This is a genomic window from Pseudomonas campi (assembly GCF_013200955.2).
GTDB lineage: Bacteria > Pseudomonadota > Gammaproteobacteria > Pseudomonadales > Pseudomonadaceae > Aquipseudomonas > Aquipseudomonas campi.
Window position 1 is genome coordinate 3,803,019 of record NZ_CP053697.2, and the last position, 18,383, is coordinate 3,821,401.

17 protein-coding genes are annotated in these 18,383 nt (G+C 64.7%); 6 read left to right on the forward strand and 11 right to left on the reverse strand.

Features of this window, described 5'->3' with window-relative positions; all coding sequences use genetic code 11:
* Nucleotides 1-2 precede the first annotated feature (2 nt).
* The 7 genes from hflX to HNE05_RS17590 all read right to left on the reverse strand — a co-directional run bounded on the left by hflX (nt 3) and on the right by HNE05_RS17590 (nt 8,094).
* Nucleotides 3-1,304 (reverse strand): ribosome rescue GTPase HflX, encoded by a 1,302-nt coding sequence (hflX, locus tag HNE05_RS17560; protein WP_173209724.1) that lies wholly within the window; start codon nt 1,302-1,304, stop codon nt 3-5.
* A 12-nt stretch (nt 1,305-1,316) separates the two neighbouring features.
* Nucleotides 1,317-1,571 (reverse strand): RNA chaperone Hfq, encoded by a 255-nt coding sequence (gene hfq / locus HNE05_RS17565; RefSeq protein WP_173209726.1) that lies wholly within the window; start codon nt 1,569-1,571, stop codon nt 1,317-1,319.
* 95 nt (nt 1,572-1,666) lie between these two features.
* Nucleotides 1,667-2,641 carry a tRNA (adenosine(37)-N6)-dimethylallyltransferase MiaA gene (gene miaA, locus HNE05_RS17570; protein ID WP_173209728.1) on the reverse strand — a complete coding sequence of 325 codons (975 nt, stop codon included), beginning with the start codon at nt 2,639-2,641 and terminating at the stop codon, nt 1,667-1,669.
* A 144-nt stretch (nt 2,642-2,785) separates the two neighbouring features.
* A complete protein-coding gene (mutL, locus tag HNE05_RS17575) occupies nt 2,786-4,663 on the reverse strand; it encodes a DNA mismatch repair endonuclease MutL (protein ID WP_173209730.1) in 1,878 nt (625 codons plus the stop codon).
* The gene (locus HNE05_RS17580) at nt 4,660-6,123 is read right to left on the reverse strand and encodes an N-acetylmuramoyl-L-alanine amidase (RefSeq protein WP_219637207.1); all 1,464 of its coding nucleotides are present in this window, start codon (nt 6,121-6,123) and stop codon (nt 4,660-4,662) included. The genes mutL and HNE05_RS17580 overlap by 4 nt, the downstream gene beginning before the upstream one ends.
* Nucleotides 6,124-6,142: 19 nt before the next feature.
* Entirely contained in the window at nt 6,143-6,607 is a 465-nt protein-coding gene (gene tsaE, locus HNE05_RS17585) for a tRNA (adenosine(37)-N6)-threonylcarbamoyltransferase complex ATPase subunit type 1 TsaE (protein ID WP_173209734.1), read from the reverse strand.
* Nucleotides 6,595-8,094 (reverse strand): NAD(P)H-hydrate dehydratase, encoded by a 1,500-nt coding sequence (locus HNE05_RS17590; protein ID WP_173209736.1) that lies wholly within the window; start codon nt 8,092-8,094, stop codon nt 6,595-6,597. The genes tsaE and HNE05_RS17590 overlap by 13 nt, the downstream gene beginning before the upstream one ends.
* Nucleotides 8,095-8,158: 64 nt before the next feature.
* Here HNE05_RS17590 and queG point away from each other — a divergent pair, with 64 nt between their 5' ends.
* Entirely contained in the window at nt 8,159-9,223 is a 1,065-nt protein-coding gene (gene queG, locus HNE05_RS17595; protein ID WP_173209738.1) for a tRNA epoxyqueuosine(34) reductase QueG, read from the forward strand.
* A gap of 171 nt (nt 9,224-9,394) precedes the next feature.
* On the opposite strand, the gene orn is transcribed toward queG, so the two are convergent.
* Together orn and HNE05_RS17605 are read right to left on the reverse strand one after the other, a co-directional pair.
* The gene (gene orn, locus HNE05_RS17600; RefSeq protein ID WP_173209740.1) at nt 9,395-9,940 is read right to left on the reverse strand and encodes an oligoribonuclease; all 546 of its coding nucleotides are present in this window, start codon (nt 9,938-9,940) and stop codon (nt 9,395-9,397) included.
* Nucleotides 9,941-9,981: 41 nt separating this feature from the next.
* A complete protein-coding gene (locus tag HNE05_RS17605; protein WP_173209742.1) occupies nt 9,982-10,752 on the reverse strand; it encodes a class I SAM-dependent methyltransferase in 771 nt (256 codons plus the stop codon).
* Between the two features lie 122 nt (nt 10,753-10,874).
* Here HNE05_RS17605 and rsgA point away from each other — a divergent pair, with 122 nt between their 5' ends.
* A complete protein-coding gene (gene rsgA / locus HNE05_RS17610; RefSeq protein WP_173209744.1) occupies nt 10,875-11,906 on the forward strand; it encodes a small ribosomal subunit biogenesis GTPase RsgA in 1,032 nt (343 codons plus the stop codon).
* Nucleotides 11,907-11,967: 61 nt separating this feature from the next.
* Here the strand turns inward: rsgA and motB are convergent, their stop codons facing one another.
* Both motB and motA read right to left on the reverse strand, forming a co-directional pair.
* The gene (motB, locus tag HNE05_RS17615) at nt 11,968-13,011 is read right to left on the reverse strand and encodes a flagellar motor protein MotB (RefSeq protein ID WP_173209746.1); all 1,044 of its coding nucleotides are present in this window, start codon (nt 13,009-13,011) and stop codon (nt 11,968-11,970) included.
* Between the two features lie 5 nt (nt 13,012-13,016).
* Nucleotides 13,017-13,868, reverse strand: coding sequence for a flagellar motor stator protein MotA (motA, locus tag HNE05_RS17620; protein ID WP_173209748.1), 852 nt, complete (start codon nt 13,866-13,868; stop codon nt 13,017-13,019).
* A 120-nt stretch (nt 13,869-13,988) separates the two neighbouring features.
* On the opposite strand from motA, the gene HNE05_RS17625 reads away from it, so the two are divergent.
* The 4 genes from HNE05_RS17625 to HNE05_RS17640 all read left to right on the forward strand — a co-directional run bounded on the left by HNE05_RS17625 (nt 13,989) and on the right by HNE05_RS17640 (nt 18,344).
* Nucleotides 13,989-15,506, forward strand: a complete 1,518-nt coding sequence (locus HNE05_RS17625) for an HDOD domain-containing protein (RefSeq protein WP_173209750.1) — start codon at nt 13,989-13,991, stop codon at nt 15,504-15,506.
* A gap of 116 nt (nt 15,507-15,622) precedes the next feature.
* Entirely contained in the window at nt 15,623-16,438 is an 816-nt protein-coding gene (locus tag HNE05_RS17630; protein ID WP_173209752.1) for a rhodanese-like domain-containing protein, read from the forward strand.
* A 70-nt stretch (nt 16,439-16,508) separates the two neighbouring features.
* Nucleotides 16,509-17,369 carry an archaetidylserine decarboxylase gene (asd, locus tag HNE05_RS17635; RefSeq protein ID WP_420826978.1) on the forward strand — a complete coding sequence of 287 codons (861 nt, stop codon included), beginning with the start codon at nt 16,509-16,511 and terminating at the stop codon, nt 17,367-17,369.
* Between the two features lie 9 nt (nt 17,370-17,378).
* A complete protein-coding gene (locus tag HNE05_RS17640) occupies nt 17,379-18,344 on the forward strand; it encodes an HPP family protein (RefSeq protein ID WP_240008774.1) in 966 nt (321 codons plus the stop codon).
* The last annotated feature ends 39 nt before the right edge of the window (nt 18,345-18,383 follow it).

Below are 18,383 nucleotides of genomic sequence, written 5' to 3' on the forward strand. Positions count from 1 at the left end.
CTTTATTGCAAAGTGTGTTGCTCGAGGAATTCCTGAGGCTTCCAGCCTTCCCGACTGACCAGCCGATTCAACTCTACACGCGGCAGGCGGATGGCCAAGAGAATATCGCCCTCTTCGTCATGCTCTTCGCTTTGCACGGCGTTCAACGCAAAGAATTGCGCCCGCAAACGCCCCAGGCGCTGCGGCAAACGCAAGGTGCCGACAAACAGATCCTCACCGAGCAGCTCTGCCACAGCCTGGCGCAGCAATTCCAGACCCTTGCCATCACGCGCCGACAGCCACACGCGCAGCGGCTTGCCGTCGCCGTCACGCTGGATTTGCGGCTCGACGTGCTCCAGCAGGTCGATCTTGTTGTACACCTCGAGCATCGGCAGCTCGTTGGCACCGATCTCGCCCAGCACGGCCATGACCTGCTCGATCTGCTGGTCACGCTCCGGCTCGTAGGCATCAATCACATGCAGTAGCAGGTCGGAGTTGCTCGACTCTTCGAGAGTGGCGCGAAACGCCTCGACCAGCTTGTGCGGCAAGTGACGGATAAAACCCACGGTATCGGCCAGCACCACCGGCCCCAGATCATCCAGCTCGAGACGACGCAGGGTTGGATCGAGGGTGGCGAACAGCTGGTCGGCGGCATACACCTCGGAGGTGGTCAGCGCATTGAACAGCGTGGACTTGCCGGCGTTGGTATAGCCGACCAGCGATACCGAGGGAATGTCCGCGCGCTTGCGCCCGCGCCGCGCCTGCTCCCGCTGGCTGCGCACCTTCTCGAGTTTCTGCTTGATCTGGCGAATGCGCACACGCAGCAGGCGGCGGTCGGTTTCCAGCTGGGTTTCACCCGGCCCGCGCAGACCGATACCACCTTTCTGCCGCTCAAGGTGGGTCCAGCCGCGCACCAGACGGGTGCTCATGTGATCCAGCTGAGCCAGCTCGACCTGCAGCTTGCCTTCATGGGTACGCGCGCGCTGGGCGAAGATATCGAGGATCAGCCCCGTACGATCGAGCACCCGGCACTCGAAGACGCGCTCGAGGTTGCGCTCCTGGCTGGGTGTGAGGGTATGGTTGAAGATGACCAGGTCGACTTCTTCGGTCTGGACCAGGTCACGCAGCTCCTCGACCTTGCCACTGCCAACCAGAAACTTGGCAGTGGGCTGGTGACGCGGCACGTTGACGAAAACTGCCACATCCGCACCGGCAGACAACGCCAGCTCGCGGAACTCCTGCGGGTCTTCACGCGCCTCGGGATTCTGGCCATCCAGGTGAACGAGGATGGCCCGCTCACCACCACCGTGGCGCTCAAAAAACAAGGCAGACTCCCGTCAAATGTTGCCCGGCTCGGTCTGCTCGCCTTCGGTTGCGCTCGGCAGGCGGACTGGGCGGCTCGGCACGACGGTCGAGATAGCGTGTTTGTAGACCATCTGACTGACAGTGTTCTTCAGCAGAATGACGAACTGGTCGAAGGATTCGATCTGGCCTTGCAGCTTGATGCCGTTCACCAGATAGATGGAAACCGGTACGCGTTCCTTACGCAAGGTATTCAGGTAAGGGTCTTGTAGCGAATGCCCTTTTGACATGTGCCGCACTCCTGTAGGGTCAAATGTAGTAAAGCAAAGGTGGCTTATGCCGTATCACGCTCAATAAGCGAGGATAGACGGCCGCCGAAAAGGTCTCACTTCAATATGGAGACCGAGTTCAGGTATTTCAAGGCACAAGAAAGATTGTCACTGGCCAGACTGTCCAGCCAATGCAGGTTTTCCCAGCTGCGCAGCCACGTAAACTGCCGCTTGGCCAGCTGACGCGTGGCAATGATCCCCCGCTGCGTCATTTCGTCGCGATCCAGCTTGCCATCCAGATAATCCCACGCCTGGCGGTAACCGACTGCACGAATCGACGGCAAGCCAGCGTGCAGATCACCACGCTGGCGCAACGCTTCGACCTCTTCGACAAAGCCTTGTTCCAGCATCAGATGAAAACGCTGGGCAATCCGGGCGTGCAACACTTGTCGCTGCTCCGGCGCAATGGCGAGGTGTGCCACAGTATAAGGCAAATGTGCCATTCCGGGAGCTCTAGAGCCGCTATTTTCAGCGGCTTGCTGCTGCCTATGCGCCGTCATGCTCAGGCCACTGACCCGATAAACCTCCAGCGCACGGGTGAGGCGCTGCGGATCATTCGGATGGATGCGCGCGGCCGACTCCGGATCGACCGCAGCCAGCTCGCGGTGCAGGGTCTGCCAACCTTCGACGGCCGCGCGCGCCTCCAGCTCGGCGCGCACAGCCGGATCGGCGCCGGGCATATCGGCCAGGCCTTCGAGCAGCGCCTTGAAATACAGCATGGTGCCGCCAACCAGCAGGGGAATACGCCCACGCGCCGTGATTTCGGCCATCGCCGCCAGAGCATCGGCACGGAATTCGGCAGCGGAATAGCTTTCGGCGGGGTCACGAATATCGATCAGCCGATGCGGGTAACGCTCCAGGGTGGCGCGATCCGGCTTGGCGGTACCGATGTCCATGCCCCGGTAGATCAAGGCCGAGTCGACGCTGATCAGCTCACAGGGCAAGACATCAGCCAGCGCCAGGGCCAGATCAGTCTTGCCGGCAGCGGTCGGGCCCATCAGGAAAATTGCGGGAGGCAAGCGCTCAGTCATGGTTTCAAATCGCTCTCTAAGCGTCGCGAGCGCAGCTCAGGCAAGGCAAAAATCGGTGAGGAAGCGCAGTTTACGATTGTAAATGAGCATTCCGAACCGATTTTTAACGCCGCATGAGCAAGCGCAGCAGCTTAGGGAGTAATTTCAGCGGCCGCGCAGGAACAGCTTGTCTAGATCGTCCATGCCCAACTGGGTCCAGGTCGGCCGACCGTGGTTGCACTGGCCACTGCGCTCGGTGTGCTCCATGTCGCGCAACAGACCGTTCATCTCGGGCAGGGTCAGGCGCCGATTGGCGCGCACCGCACCATGGCAGGCCATGGTCGCCAGCAGCTCGTTGAGATGGGCCTGTATGCGGTCACTGGTGCCGTATTCGAGCAGATCAGCCAGCACGTCACGCACCAGTTGGGTCGCCTCGGCCTGTTTGAGCAGGGCCGGGATCTGCCGGATCGCCAGGCTTTCCGGGCCCAGGCGCTGCAGCTCGAAGCCCAGGCGCTGGAACCAGCTGCCATGCTCCTCGGCGCAATCGGCCTCGCGCTGGCTCAAGGCGATGGACTCCGGCACCAGCAAGGGCTGGCCGCGCAGCCCTTCGCAGGCCATGGCGGTCTTCAGCCGTTCGTAGGTGATGCGCTCATGGGCCGCATGCATATCCACCAGCACCATGCCCTGGGCGTTCTCGGCGAGGATATACACGCCCTTGAGCTGAGCCAGGGCGTAACCCAGCGGCGGAATATCGCCCTGGGCCTGCGGCAAACCAACCGGCGCCGCTTCGGGCAGCGGGGCAAAATACTCGCGATAGGCGCCCTGCGCCTCGGCAGCCGGCACGGCCGACTCGGTACGCGGCGCCTGGTAGCCAGCACCCGGCGAGCGCCAGACCGAGCCCTGTGCAACAGGCTGCTCGAGCATATTCGCCGCCAACCCCATCTCGCCCTGCGGGCCGAACTCACCAGCCGCCTGTCCGCTCGGACGCACCATCTGACTGACCGCTGCCGGGGCCGCCAGCTGATCTTCCGGACGCACCTCGCCGAGGGCGCGGTGCAGGGTGCCGTAGAGGAAGTCATGCACCATGCGGCCATCGCGGAAGCGCACTTCATGCTTGGTCGGGTGTACGTTGACGTCGACTACCGCCGGATCGATTTCGAGGAACAGCACGAAGGTCGGATGGCGGCCGTTGAACAGCACGTCACGGTAGGCCTGGCGCACGGCATGGGCGACCAGCTTGTCACGCACCATGCGGCCGTTGACGTAGAAATACTGCAGGTCCGCCTGGCTGCGCGAGAAGGTCGGCAGGCCGACCCAGCCCCACAGGCGCAGGCCGCTGCGCTCGATCTCGATAGGCAAAGCCTGCTCGAGGAAAGCCGGGCCACAGACGGTGGCGACGCGACGGGCACGACTGACCTCGTCCGGCGCTTCGTGCAGGGCGAATACGGTCTTGGCGTTATGCCGCAGGTGGAAGGCCACATCGAAGCGGGCCAGAGCCAGGCGCTTGATGACTTCCTGCAGGTGATCGAATTCGGTCTTCTCGGCGCGCAGGAACTTGCGCCGCGCCGGGGTGTTGAAGAACAGGTCGCGCACTTCCACCGAAGTACCGACCGGGTGCGCCGCCGGCTGAACTCGCGCCTCCATGTCACGACCTTCGGTTTCCACCTGCCAGGCCTGCTCGGCGTCGGCAGTGCGCGAGGTCATGGTCAGGCGTGCCACCGAGCTGATCGAGGCCAGCGCTTCACCACGGAAGCCCAGGCTGATCACGCTTTCCAGATCTTCCAGCTCGCGGATCTTGCTGGTGGCATGCCGCGCCAGAGCCAGCGGCAGGTCGTCGGCGGGAATACCACCGCCGTCATCGCGCACGCGCAGCAGCTTGATACCGCCCTGCTCGACCTCCACGTCGATGCGTCGCGCACCGGCGTCCAGACTGTTTTCCAGCAGCTCCTTGATCACCGAGGCCGGCCGTTCGACCACCTCGCCGGCAGCAATCTGGTTCGCCAGCCGCGGGCTAAGCAGCTGGATGCGCGCCCCGCCACTCACGGCTGGGCCGCCAGCGCAGTGGCCGGAATGCTCAGGGTCTGGCCGACCTTAATGGTGTCCGATTTCAGCGAGTTGGCCCCGCGCAGCGCAGCCAGGCTGACCTGATAACGCTGGGCAATCAGCGCCAGACTCTCGCCGGAGGTGACTACATGCTCACGCGGCCCCGGGGCGATTTTGCCGGTATCGCGCAGCCAGGCAACGTAGGTACCGGGCGGCGGGTTCTGCTGGAAGAACTGCTTGACCCCGGTGGTGATCGAGCGCGCCAGGGCCTGCTGGTGGCTGCCGCTGGACAGCTTGCGCGCCTCGTTGGGATTGGAGATGAAGCCGGTTTCGACCAGGATCGAGGGAATATCCGGCGATTTCAGCACCATGAAACCGGCCTGTTCGACCCGGCGCTTGTGCAGCGGGGTGATGCTGCCCATGTTGCTGAGCACTTTCTGCCCGACATTCAGGCTGGAAGACAGCGACGCGGTCATCGACAGATCGAGCAATACACCGGCGAGCATGCGGTCCTTGTCGTCCAGGCTAACGTTACCGGCACCACCGATCAGGTCCGACTGGTTTTCGCTATCCGCCAACCAGCGTGCGGTTTCCGAGGTAGCGCCGCGATCCGACAGGGCGAACACCGACGCACCAAAGGCGGCGGCCCGTGGTGCGGCATCGGCATGAATGGAGACGAACAGGTCGGCGCCCTTCTTGCGGGCGATCTCGGTGCGCCGACGCAGCGGAATGAAATAGTCACCGGTGCGCACCAGCTCGGCGCGGAAGCCCTTCTCGGCGTTGATCTGCCGCTGCAGCTCCTTGGAGATCGCCAGGGTCACGTTCTTTTCGAAGAGCTTCTTGCCTGGGCCCAGGGCACCAGGATCCTCACCGCCATGACCGGCATCGATAGCCACTACGATGTCACGCTTGCTACCCGGAATCGGCGGCAAGCTGCTGGCCGAGGCACTCGGCGCAACCGCCGGCGGCAAGGCAGCTCCCGCGACAGGTGCTTGATTGCCCGTGGTAGAGGCAGGGGGGGCTACCGGGGCAGTCGGCGCCGCACCTGTCGCATCATCGAACAGGTCAACGACCAGGCGATGACCGTACTGCTGATTGGGTGCCAGGGTGAAGCTCTTGGGCGAAACCGCCGCCGACAGGTCGAGCACCAGGCGCAGATCGGTAGGCGAGCGCTGCGCCGAACGCACCGAGGTAATCGGCGTATTGCTCAGCGACAGTTGATCGAGTCGGGCAGCCAGGGTGGCGCCGCTGACATCGATGACGATGCGATTGGGCGCCGCCAGGGTGAATACACTGTGCTGCACCGGACCAGACAGGTCGAAGACCAGGCGGGTGTTATCCGGCGCACGCCACAGGCGCACACTGCGCACTTCCGTCGCGGCCAGCACGTCGACAGCCAATGCCGCCAACAATAGCCCTACTCCGCCAAACAGCGCACGCATGCGCATAGCCTTCCCCATTTTTATAGACAAACTCTTATTAGGCAGCACATAAGGCCGTGCACCACGCCTCGGCCCGCGCACTGTGTGGCTGCAGCAGCAGCGCACGACCGGACTCTTGCGGGCTAATGGTAATGTCCAGGTCAGCCTTTGGCAAAACGCCGGCGCCGCGCTGCGGCCACTCGATGAGGCACAGCGAAGCGCCGTCGAAGTAGTCGCGGATGCCGAGAAACTCCAGCTCCTCGGGATCGGCCAGGCGGTACAGGTCGAAATGGAAGATGCGCTTGTCACCCAGCTCGTAGGGCTCGACCAGGGTAAAGGTCGGACTCTTCACCGCCCCGACATGGCCAAAGCCGCGCACGATGCCGCGTGAGAGGGTGGTCTTGCCCGCCCCCAGATCGCCATGCAGATAGATGATGCCCTGCCCTTCGGTCAGTGTTGCCAGGCGCGCGCCAAGGGCCAGCATGGCCTCCTCGCCCTCGGCATAAAGACTTACTGCAGGCATGCACAATGCTCCTCAAGCAACTGACGAATGGTAGGGATCAGATCGCTGGCCGCCAGACCTCGACCACCAGCGCCAAGCAGCTGTCCAGCGCTGGCGTGTAGCCAGACGCCCAGCGCCGCGGCGTCGAAGGCGCCCAGCCCCTGGCCGCGCAGGGCGCCGATCAGCCCGACCAGGACATCGCCGAGGCCGGCACCGGCCATGGCCGGATGACCACGATCAGCCAGCAGCAAGCGGCCGTCAGGTGCGGCAATCAGGCTGCCGGCGCCCTTGAGCACCACCACTGCCTGGTAACGCTGCGCCAACGCCAGCGCCGCCGCCGGACGATCGACCTGCACCTCGGCCGCAGTGCAACCGAGCAGGCGCGCCGCCTCGCCGGGGTGCGGGGTGAGCACACTGTCGGCCGGCAACTCGACCGCCCCGTCAGCCAGCAGGTTGAGCGCATCGGCATCCCACACCTGCGGCCGCGGGCTGGCCGCCACCGCACTGAGCAGGCTACGGCCCCAGGCCTGGCGACCCAGGCCTGGGCCGACCACCAGCACATCGGCCTGTTCGCACAGACGCGGCAGCTGATAGGTCGAGTCGATTGCCATGCACATGACTTCCGGGCGCCGCGCCAGACTGGCGGCCACATGTTCGCCGCGGGTTGCCAGTGTCACCAGGCCAGCCCCACTGCGCAGGGCGCTTTCCGCCGCCAGCAGGGCCGCACCACCGAAACCGCGATCACCGGCCACCACCAGCACATGACCGAACAGGCCCTTGTGTGCGGTACGCGAGCGCGGCGCCAGGCGCGGCACCTGGGCGCCGGCCAGGCGCAGCGCCGTGCAGGGCTGGGCCGCCAGCAGCTGCGGATCGGCTTGCAGGTCGTCGAACTGCAGATCGCCAATCCAGTCCGGCGCATCGCCGGTGAACAGGCCGAGTTTGAGGCCGATAAAGCTCACTGTCAGGTCGGCACGCACCGCCTGTTCGGCGACTTGGCCGCTATCGGCATGCAGCCCGGAGGGCAGATCCAGCGCCAGCACCGGCAAGCCGCTGCCGTTGATCTGCTCGATGGCTTCTGCATAGGGCGCACGCAGCGCGCCGTGGAAACCGGTGCCGAGCAGCCCATCAACCACAATGCCGCGCAATTGCGCCTCGCCCTGCCAGGCTTCGATCGCCACCCCAGCACCGCGCGCCTCGGCGCAGGCCAGGGCCGCGTCGCCGCTCAGCCGCGTCGGCTCGCCCAGCGCCAGCACCCGCACCGCCCAGCCGGCCTTGTGCGCCAGCGCCGCCAGCAGATAAGCGTCGCCGGCGTTATTGCCCGCGCCGGCCAGCACGCTGACTTCCCCCGCCTGCGGCCAGCGCCGGCGCAGGGCGCGCCAGGCGGCATGGGCGGCGCACTGCATCAGCTCGAAACCGGGCGTACCGGCGGCGATCAGCCGTGCATCCAGCTCGCGCGCCTGGGCGGCGGTGTACAACGGCAAGGGCAATAGGTCTTGGGCAAGCGACATGGTTCGGTGATTCCGGCGAGGTCTGGCAGAATTATACCCATCTCCCTCCGGTTACCACTCCAGCATGTCGACCTCCCTTCCCGATCTCGTGCACCTGGCGCAGTCCATCAAGGACTGGGGCCGCGAGCTGGGCTTCCAGCAGGTCGGCATCACCGACGTGCAGCTGGGCGAGCATGAGCAGCACCTGCAGCGCTGGCTGGACGCCGGCTACCAGGGCGAGATGGACTACATGGCCGCCCACGGCAGCAAACGCTCGCACCCGGATGAACTGGTGCCGGGCACCCTACGGGTGGTCTCGCTGCGCATGGACTACCTGCCCGGCGACACGCAGATGGCCGAGCGCCTGGCCCAACCCGAGCACGCCTATGTGTCGCGCTACGCACTGGGCCGCGACTACCACAAGCTGATCCGCAAGCGCCTGCAGCAGTTAGCCGAGCGCATCCAGGCCACCATCGGCCCGTTCGGCTACCGCGCCTTCGTCGACAGCGCACCGGTGCTGGAGAAGGCCATCGCGGAAAAAGCCGGGCTCGGCTGGATCGGCAAGAACACCCTGGTGCTCAACCGCAAGGTCGGCAGCTGGTTCTTCCTCGGCGAACTGTTCGTCGACCTGCCCTTGCCGGTCGACGAACCCCATGCCAGCGAGCACTGCGGGCGCTGCAGCGCCTGCCTGGACATCTGTCCGACCAACGCCTTCGTCGGCCCCTATGTGCTGGATGCGCGGCGCTGCATTTCCTACCTGACCATCGAACTGAAAGGCGCGATTCCCGTCGAGCTGCGCAGCCTGATCGGCAACCGCGTATTCGGCTGCGACGACTGCCAGATTGTCTGCCCGTGGAACCGCTTCGCCCGCCCCACCAGCCAGGGCGACTTCCAGCCGCGCCACGGCCTGGACAACAGCAGCCTGGCCGAGCTGTTCCTGTGGAGTGAGGAGGAGTTTCTCAGCCGCACCGAAGGCTCGCCGCTGCGCCGCACAGGCTATGAGAACTGGCTACGCAACCTGGCCGTGGGCCTGGGCAATGCGCCGTCGAGCATCCCAGTGCTGGAGGCGCTCAAGGCACGCCGCGAACATCCCTCTGAGCTGGTGCGCGAGCATGTCGAGTGGGCGCTGGCGCGCCACGCCCAAGCATGAAAAAGCCCGCGTAAGCGGGCCTTGAGGCGCAGAGACTGTTCACGACCTTTTGGATTAGAGCCAGGCAAGGCAGAAAGGGCCGAGGAAGCGGAGTTTACGAGCTGTAAATGAGCATTCCGAGGCCATTTCTAACGCAGCCTGGCCGACAGCCAGAAGGTCGTGGGCAGTCTCTCAGACTTTCAGGAAGTGCTGACGATAGTGCTTCAGCTCGGCAATCGACTCGCGGATATCGTCCAACGCCTGGTGAGTGCCCTGCTTCTGGAACGAGTCTTTGACCTGCGGCGCCCACATGCCGGCGAGGATCTTCAGGGTCGACACGTCCAGGTAGCGGTAGTGGAAGTAGGCTTCCAGGTTCTGCATGTACTTATAGAGGAAGCGCCGATCCTGGCCGATGCTGTTGCCGCAGATCGGCGACTTGCCTTTCGGCACCCACTGTTCGAGGAAGGCGATGGTCATGGCCTCTGCCTCGGCCGGGCCGACCTTGCTCTCGCGCACGCGCTGGGTCAGGCCGCTCTCGCCATGGGTACGGGTGTTCCACTCGTCCATGCTCGCCAGCAGTTCATCACTCTGGTGCACGGCGATCACCGGGCCTTCGGCGAGGATGTTGAGGTCGCTGTCGGTGACGATGGTAGCCATCTCGATGATGACGTCCCGCTCCGGCTCCAGCCCGGTCATTTCCAGGTCGATCCAGATCAGGTTGTTGGGGTTCTGCGGCATATCGATTACTCCTGAGTCCAAGGCGCCAGTTTAGCAGCAGGCTACAGCCGCCAGAGCAACAGGCGTGAGTCGCGCCAATCCTGCAGCTCGATGATTTCCTGCGCCGGCACCTGCGGAATCTCGAAACTGTTGCTGATCAGCAGGGCACCAGGACGCATTTCCTCGCGTGCTTTCTGCCACAGCTGCGCCATCGGGGCCGGCGAGAGGAAGCAATAGACCACGTCGTACGAGCCCAGCGCCTCGTGCCACAGGCTGCGGTAGCGCACCCGGCAATTACGGTACGGCAGGCAACGCAACCAGGCGCAGAGAAATACCAGCGGCGCCGTCTCCACCCCGTGTAGACGCGCCTGCGGGTAGTCACGCGCCAGCTGCACCAGGGTGCCCGCCAGACCGCAGCCCAGATCGATGAAGCGAAAGTCCGCCGGCAGCCCGGCCAGGCGCTCGCTCAGGCGCTGGCGGGTGCGCGCGCCACTGAGGTACAGCGGCACCTGTTCGCGAAAGCTGTTCCAGTTGACCAGCAGCAGCAACACGAAGGCACCGAGGAACCACCAGGACGGCAACTCGCGCACCTGCAGGGCCAGCAGCGCCGGCACGAAGGCGACGTTGAGCGGCAACCACCAACGGCGCAAACCCAGCCAGTGCCCCAGCGCCGCGGCCAGGCCGCCCTGCAAGACGGCAGCCTGCCACAGCGGCAGGCGCCAATCCGCCAGCTGTTTGAGCAACACCAGCAACAGCGCCACGCCGAGCAGGGCCAGCAACTGGGCGAGCAACGCCAGTACGGCCGGGTAGCGATTACGCAGAAGATCGAACATGGGGCGACGGACATCCGGCAGTAGTTGAAGGCTGCGCCTGTTGTACCAGCTCAGGAGTCTCCACAGCCAGCACCCGGGCCGCGTGCTAAACTCGCGGCCGTTTCACTTCCCCCGGAAAGGTCATGGCCAAACGCCAACTCACCCGCCGCCAAACCTGGCGCATCGATAAAGTTCAGGAAGAGCGTGCCGCCCGCGCTGCCAAGCGCGAATCACGCATGCTCGACGAGCTCGAGGGTGGTGACCTGGGTCCGGAGCAGATCGGCCTGGTAATCGCCCACTTCGGCATTCAGGTCGAGGTCGAGGCACTGGATGGCGAACAGGCCGGCCAGGTCTGCCGCTGCCACCTGCGCACCAACCTGCCGACCCTGGTCACCGGCGACCGCGTGGTCTGGCGTGCCGGCAACCAGGGCATCGGCGTGATCGTCGCGCAGCTGCCGCGCAGCTCCGAGCTGTGCCGCCCGGACATGCGTGGCCAGCTCAAGCCGGTGGCCGCCAACGTCGACCTGATCGTCATCGTCTTCGCCCCGCTGCCGCACGCCCACGCCAACCTGATCGACCGTTACCTGATCGCCGCCGAGCACGCCGGCATCCAGCCGCAGCTGCTACTGAACAAGGCAGATCTGGTCGATGAAGAGAACTCAACCCATCTCAACGGCCTGCTGACCACCTACCGCCAGCTGGGTTACCCGCTGCTGGAAGTGTCCGCCCACGAAGGTGGCGGCATGGATGAACTGCAGAAGCGCCTGGATGGGCATGTCAGCGTGTTCGTCGGCCAGTCCGGGGTCGGCAAGTCTTCCCTGGTCAACAGCCTGCTGCCCGGCGTCGACACCCGTGTCGGCCCGCTGTCGGAAGTCACCGGCAAGGGCACTCACACCACCACCACCGCGCGGCTGTTCCACTTCCCCGGCGGCGGTGAGCTGATCGACTCTCCCGGCATCCGCGAATTCGGCCTCGGCCACGTCAGCCGCGACGACGTCGAAGCCGGCTTCATCGAGTTCCGCGACCTGCTCGGCACCTGCCGCTTCCGCGACTGCAAGCACGACCGCGAACCTGGCTGCGCCCTGCTCAAGGCCTTGGAAGATGGCCGCATCCAGCCAAACCGGATGGCCAGCTACCGGCATATCCTGGCCAGCCTGCCAGCCGCTGAATACTGATCTCCGCTAGCGCAAAAAGCAGAAGGCCGCGAAATTCGCGGCCTTCTTGTTTCGACACCCACTACTCGCTGGGCTCGTCGAACTGCAGGGCACCATCTTCGAAGATGTTCAGCTTCTCGCGCAGCTCAGGCGCCGGCACCGGCGCATCCGCCGCGGGCGGCTCGGCACCGAAGGGAGCAATTCCCGGATCCGGCAGGGCATCGGCCGGCGGGGCGACCTCACCATCACCGTCCTGCTCACCCTCGATAGCACGCTGGGCCTTCTTGGTCAGCACGATGATATCGATGCGCCGGTTGACCGAATTGAACGGATCATTGCGGTCGAACAAGGCTGACGAGGCGTACCCCACCACCCGCGCGACGCGCTCGTCCGGATAGCCACCGGCGACCAGGGTGCGGCGCGCGGCGTTGGCACGGTTGGCCGACAGTTCCCAGTTGCCGAAATCGCCTTCGCCGGCAAAGGGCTTGGCATCGGTGTGACCGCTGACGCTGATCTTGTTCGGCACCGCCTTGATGGTCTCGGCGAGGATCAGCAGGATGTCCTCGAAATACGGCTGCAAGCGCGCGCTGCCGAGGGCGAACATCGGCCGGTTCTCGGCATCCATGATCTGGATACGCAGGCCATCCTGGGTGATCTCGAAGAGGATCTGGTCCTTGAATTTCTGCAGCTGCGGATTCTCGTCGACCTTGGTCTGCAACTCCTGCAGCAGCATCTCCAGACGCTCCTGCTCGACCTGCTCGGCCAGTTGCTCAGCCTGCTTGATCTCCAGCTCCTCAGGCGTGTCCTCGGTATCCACCGTGGACTCCAGAGCATCCGGGGCATCTTTCATCTCGGGATTGAGCGTGCGATCCGGCGCCGGAGTCGGCGTACCACCGAGGTCGATGACGTAAGGACTGGCGCTTTCGGTGAAGCCGATAGGGTCCTGGAAGTAGCCGGAAATCGCCCGTTTCTGTTCGGGCGTAGCCGAGCTCATCAGCCACATCACCAGGAAAAACGCCATCATCGCGGTGGCAAAGTCGGCAAAGGCAATCTTCCAGGCACCACCATGGTGGCCGCCGGCGACCTTCTTGACCCGCTTGACGATGATTGGCTGGTTGTTTTCCATGGCCCTTAGCTACCGCGCATGGCCTGTTCGAGCTCGCTGAAGCTCGGCCGATGCGCGGGAAACAGCACCTTGCGCCCGAACTCCACGGCCAGCGTGGGCGGCATGCCGGAAGCCGAGGCCACCAGGGTTGCCTTGATCGCTTCGTAAAGGTTCAGCTCTTCCTTGGCATCGTGCCCCAGGGCATCGGCCAGCGGGCCGAAGAAACCGTAGGAGGCGAGAATGCCGAGGAAGGTACCCACCAGTGCGGTACCCACCTTTTCACCGATCTGCGCGTTGTCCGCGGAAGCGAGGATCGACATGGTGATCACGATACCCAGTACCGCGGCGACGATACCCATGGCCGGCATGCCGTCCGCCACCTTAGCCACGGCGTGGGAGGGATGTTCGAGTTCTTCCTTGAGCCCATTGAGCTCCATGTCGAACAGGCCTTCCAGCTCATGCGGGGCCATGTTGCCGGAGGACATGATGCGCAGGTAGTCGCAGATGAACGCCGTCATATGCGCATCCTTGAGCACGGCCGGGTACTTGCTGAAGATCGGGCTGGCGTTGGGCTCCTCGACATCCGCCTCGATGGCCATCATGCCTTCGCGACGGCTCTTGTTGAGGATCTCGTAGAGCAGCTTCAGCACCTCCAGATAGAAGGTGTGGGTGAAGCGCGAGCTGAACATCTTCAGCGACTTCTTGAACACATGCATGAAGGTGCTGCCGGGGTTGGCCTGGAGAAAGGCACCCAATGCTGCACCGCCAATGATCATCACCTCGAAGGGGTGGATCAGCGCCATGAACTTACCGCCCGACAGAATGAAGCCGCCGAGCACGCTGCCGAGTACGACCAAAATGCCGAGGATTTTTGCCATAGGGGAAATGAGCTTGAAAGGTGAGTCGTAAGGGTTCTGTAAAACAACCCTTCTATTTATCGGAAGTATTGCGCCAGACTATAGGCAGTAAAGGCGAAAAGCCAGTTTGGCTCAACCTGCATGCCCACTCAAAAGCCCGTTCCACAAACGCTCGACGCCTGGCTCAAGCAGCTCGACGGCGCTCGCCTACCCGTTGCCAGCGAACAGCACGAGCGCGTGCGCAAAGCCTTGCTCGACAGCCGCCGCTCGCTGCGTGAAATCGCCGAGCTGATGCAGGATAGCCCAGCCATTGCCCTGACCCTGATCCGCGAAGCCAACCGCAAAGGCAGCAGCCTCAGCGAGCCGGCCGAAAGCCTGGAACAGGCGCTCACCCGCCTGGGCCTGAGCCGCACCGAAGCCCTGCTGAACCAGATTCCGGCACTGGATGTGGCACAGATTCCGCGTGAGCTGCGCCAGCTGCAACTGATCAGCCTGCATGCCGCGCAACAGGCCAATGGCCTGTTCGCCAATCGCCTGGCACGCCTGCGGCAGGAGATCCACTGGGGCAGCCTGCTGTTCTTCGCCCCGTTGTGGCCACTGGTATACAACCACCCACAGCTGTTCAACGAATGGGAACAGCGGGTGCTCGGCAAAGGTGAGCCGGCGGCGCGCGTCGAGCGCGAACTGCTCGGTGTCCCGCTGCTGCAGCTGTGCCTGGCGCTGGCCCGCCACTGGCGCCTGCCAGACTGGATCGTGCAGGGCTATCGCCTGCTGGTCGAGGATCGCCGCCTGCTGGTCAAGGCACTGCATATCGCCCACGACAATGAACATCCCCTGCACCAGCAACAGATGCTCGACGCCGACCCGCACCTGCGCCGCTGGCTGACCCAGCCCGGCAACAGCATCCTGCTGGCCAACGGCCTGGCCCTGTCTGCCCACCACAACTGGAGCTGCCAGCATAGCCAGCGCTGGCAACGCCTGACCGGCCTGTACCTGCACAGCACGCTGGGTGAAGTACAACAACTGGTGCATCAGCAAGCCGTGCAGAGCGCCTGGCAACATGCCCAAGCTGATCTCTGGCATCCGGCCGAAGCACTGCTGTGGCCGTGGAATGCCTGCCGCCTGCAGTTGAAGTCGCCCCCTGCTGTCGTCAAAAGCGAGCCGAACGAGTGGAAGACCCAGTGTGCCCGCCTGCTGGCCACCCCCTCGTCCTTTGCCAACACCCTGCAGCTGACCGATTGTGCCCGCGCCGCCCTGCTCGCCAGCGGCTTCCCGCGCGTGCTGTTATTGCTGGCCGATCGCACTCACACGCGCCTGATCACCCAGCAGGCGGCGGGCCTGCCGCTGGAGGCCGGGCAACTGCGCCTCGAACCGGCGCACAGCCAGGTGCTCAAACGCCTACTCGCCCAGCCCGGACAGCTGCGCCTGAGCCCCGCCAACATGGCGCAATTCTCTGCGCTGCTGCCGGGTAGCCTGAAGGCCCTGTTCGCCGGCGAACACCTGCTGCTGCGCTCGCTGGCCAGCAATGGCCGGGTAGTGATGCTGCTGATCGCCGACCAGAACGGCGGCGCGATCAGCGACGGCCAGCTGCAGGTCTTCAGCAAGACGGCCCAGTGCATCGAACGGGCCCTGACCAGCTTTGCCCGCCGCGGCGCTTAGAACCGGTTTACCACCTCCTGACTGTCGGCCCTACCACGTTATCGGGACAGCTTTGCCCGCCGCGGCGCCTGGTCTTCCGCTACAATTGCGCCCTTTGACCGACCCCGAGGCCCTGCATGTCTGCCTTTTCCTCCCTGCCGCTGGTGATCGAACCAGCCGAGCTGGCCGACCGCCTGCAAGCACCCGAACTGATTCTGGTCGACCTCAGCACCGCCGCCCGTTACGCACAAGGGCACATTGCCGGAGCACACTGGGTCGACAGCAAGCGCACCCAGCTGGGCCAACCGCCGGCGCCGGGCCTACTGCCGGAAAAGACCCAGCTGGAAGCCCTGTTCGGTGAGTTGGGCCATCGCGCGGATGCGGTCTACGTGGTCTATGACGACGAGGGTGGTGGCTGGGCCGGGCGCTTCATCTGGCTGCTCGACGTGATCGGCCATGCTCGCTACCACTACCTCAATGGCGGTTTGCAGGCCTGGCTGAGCGAAGGTCGCGACGTCACCCCGGAGCCAACTGCCAGCGCCAGTGGCACGCCGGTGCTCAGTCTGCATGACGAGCCCACGGCCTCCCGCGAATACCTGCTGAGCCGCCTAGGTGCGGCCGACTTGGCGATCTGGGACGCACGCTCGCCGGCCGAGTTCAGCGGCGAAAAAGTCCTCGCCGCCAAGGACGGGCATATTCCCGGGGCGATCAATTTCGAATGGACCGCTGGCATGGACGCCCAGCACGGCCTGCGCATCCGCAGCGACCTGGCGCAGGTACTGGCCGATCTGGGCATCACGACCGACAAGGAAGTGATCACCCACTGCCAGACCCACCGCCGCTCCGGCTTCACCTATCTCGCCGCCAAGGCGCTCGGCTACCCACGGGTCAAGGCCTATGCCGGCTCCTGGTCGGAATGGGGCAACCATCCCGACACACCGGTCGAGCGTTAACCCTCTACTTCGCGGATCTGCCGTACGGCGGCCAGATGCGCAATGGCTTGCCACCCTTCAAGGAATCCCCATGAAACAGCGCCTGTTCATCCTCAGCCAATACCTGCTGCCACACCACCTGCTGTCGCGCCTGATCGGCTGCGCCGCCGAATGCCGCGCCGCCTGGTTCAAGGATCGCCTGATCGGCTGGTTCGCCAAGCAGTACCAGGTCAACATGAGCGAGGCCCAGGTCGAAGACCTGACTGCCTACGAACACTTCAACGCCTTTTTCACCCGCGCCCTGAAAGACGGCGCCCGCCCGCTGGATGCAACGCCGGGCGCCACCCTCTGCCCGGCCGACGGCGCGGTCAGCCAGCTCGGCCCGATCGAACAGGGCCGCATCTTCCAGGCCAAGGGCCACAGCTACAGCGTGCTGGAACTGCTCGGTGGCGATGCCGAGCGCGCCGCACCGTTCATGGGCGGCGACTTTGCCACCATCTACCTGTCGCCCAAGGACTACCACCGCGTGCACATGCCCCTGGGCGGCACGCTGAAGGAAATGGTCTATGTGCCCGGCCGATTGTTCTCGGTCAACCAGACCACCGCGGAAAACGTCCCCGAGCTGTTCGCCCGTAACGAGCGCGTGGTCTGCCTGTTCGACACCGAGCGCGGACCAATGGCCGTGGTACTGGTCGGCGCCATGATCGTCGCCAGCATCGAAACGGTGTGGGCCGGGCTGATCACCCCGCCGAAGCGCGAGCTGAAAACCATCCGTTACGATGAAACCGCGCGCGCCGCCATCGAACTGATCAAGGGCGGCGAACTGGGCCGCTTCAAGCTTGGTTCCACCGCCATCGTGCTGTTTGGCCCGCAACAAGTGCAGTGGGCCGAGGGCCTGATCGCCGGCAGCCCGGTGCGCATGGGCCAGGCGCTGGCGCACCCACGCAGCTAACCCCTGGCCATGCACAGCGGTTTCTGGCAACGCTGCCTGCGTCTGCTGGGCTGGGGCACGGATGCCACCAGCCACCTGGAAAAGTACCTGGCGACCCTGGGTGCCTTCGTCGGCATTAGCCTGATCTACGCAGTCACCCACTGGCTGCTGCCCAGCGAAGCGGCTTTCTGGGTGGTCGCCTCGATGGGCGCCAGCGCCGTGCTGTTGTTCGTAGTGCCACACGGCGCCCTGTCGCAACCCTGGGCGGTGATTGGCGGACATGGCCTGTCGGCACTGATCGGGGTGATCTGCCAGAAACTGCTGCCGGGCTCGCCCTTCACTCCTGCGCTGGCCGTGGCCCTGGCCATCCTGGCCATGCAGTACACACGCTGCATCCATCCACCGGGTGGCGCCACGGCACTCAGCGCGGTCGTCGGTGGTACGGCAATCCATGACCTGGGTTTCGCCTTCGTGCTCAGCCCGGTTCTGCTCAATGTCGCGGTGATCCTGCTGGTCGCCGTACTGTTCAACTGCCTGTTTCCCTGGCGCCGCTATCCGGCGGCACTGGCCCCGCAGCAACCCGCCAGCAATCCCGGCGGTCTCAGCGCGGAAGACTTCTACCACGCCCTGCGCCAGGTCGATTCCTATATGGATATCCGTTTCGATGACCTGCTGGAAATCATCCAGCTGGCCCAGCAACACGCCCAAGCCAGACGCCTGGAAGCCAGCGACATCCTGCTCGGCGCCTGCTACAGCAATGCCCTGCCCGGCAATGCCTGGGCCGTGCGCCAGGTGATCGACGCCGGCAAGCCCGGACGCGGTCTGCGCGATCAGGTGATCTACAAGGTGATCGCCGGCTCCGGCATGGGCAATACCGGCGTATGCCGGCGCCAGGACCTGGCCAACTGGGCAGCCAGTGCCGTGCTGCGCGCGGGCGATGGCTGGATTCGCGGCGGCGCAGCCGAGTCGGCAGCGGCCATGCAGCAGGACAGCTAAGGGAACACGAGCCAGCGCACAAGGTCCCAATTACCGATA

Coding starts and splice junctions, on each gene's coding strand:
- queG (WP_173209738.1), top strand. CDS start 8,159: ATGTCGACCTCCCTTCCCGATCTCGTGCACCTGGCGCAGTCCATCAAG.
- HNE05_RS17630 (WP_173209752.1), top strand. CDS start 15,623: ATGTCTGCCTTTTCCTCCCTGCCGCTGGTGATCGAACCAGCCGAGCTG.
- motA (WP_173209748.1), bottom strand. CDS start 13,868: ATGGCAAAAATCCTCGGCATTTTGGTCGTACTCGGCAGCGTGCTCGGC.
- HNE05_RS17590 (WP_173209736.1), bottom strand. CDS start 8,094: ATGTCGCTTGCCCAAGACCTATTGCCCTTGCCGTTGTACACCGCCGCC.
- tsaE (WP_173209734.1), bottom strand. CDS start 6,607: ATGCCTGCAGTAAGTCTTTATGCCGAGGGCGAGGAGGCCATGCTGGCC.
- hfq (WP_173209726.1), bottom strand. CDS start 1,571: ATGTCAAAAGGGCATTCGCTACAAGACCCTTACCTGAATACCTTGCGT.
- HNE05_RS17625 (WP_173209750.1), top strand. CDS start 13,989: ATGCCCACTCAAAAGCCCGTTCCACAAACGCTCGACGCCTGGCTCAAG.
- motB (WP_173209746.1), bottom strand. CDS start 13,011: ATGGAAAACAACCAGCCAATCATCGTCAAGCGGGTCAAGAAGGTCGCC.
- miaA (WP_173209728.1), bottom strand. CDS start 2,641: ATGACTGAGCGCTTGCCTCCCGCAATTTTCCTGATGGGCCCGACCGCT.
- HNE05_RS17640 (WP_240008774.1), top strand. CDS start 17,379: ATGCACAGCGGTTTCTGGCAACGCTGCCTGCGTCTGCTGGGCTGGGGC.
- orn (WP_173209740.1), bottom strand. CDS start 9,940: ATGCCGCAGAACCCCAACAACCTGATCTGGATCGACCTGGAAATGACC.
- rsgA (WP_173209744.1), top strand. CDS start 10,875: ATGGCCAAACGCCAACTCACCCGCCGCCAAACCTGGCGCATCGATAAA.
- HNE05_RS17605 (WP_173209742.1), bottom strand. CDS start 10,752: ATGTTCGATCTTCTGCGTAATCGCTACCCGGCCGTACTGGCGTTGCTC.
- asd (WP_420826978.1), top strand. CDS start 16,509: ATGAAACAGCGCCTGTTCATCCTCAGCCAATACCTGCTGCCACACCAC.
- HNE05_RS17580 (WP_219637207.1), bottom strand. CDS start 6,123: ATGGGGAAGGCTATGCGCATGCGTGCGCTGTTTGGCGGAGTAGGGCTA.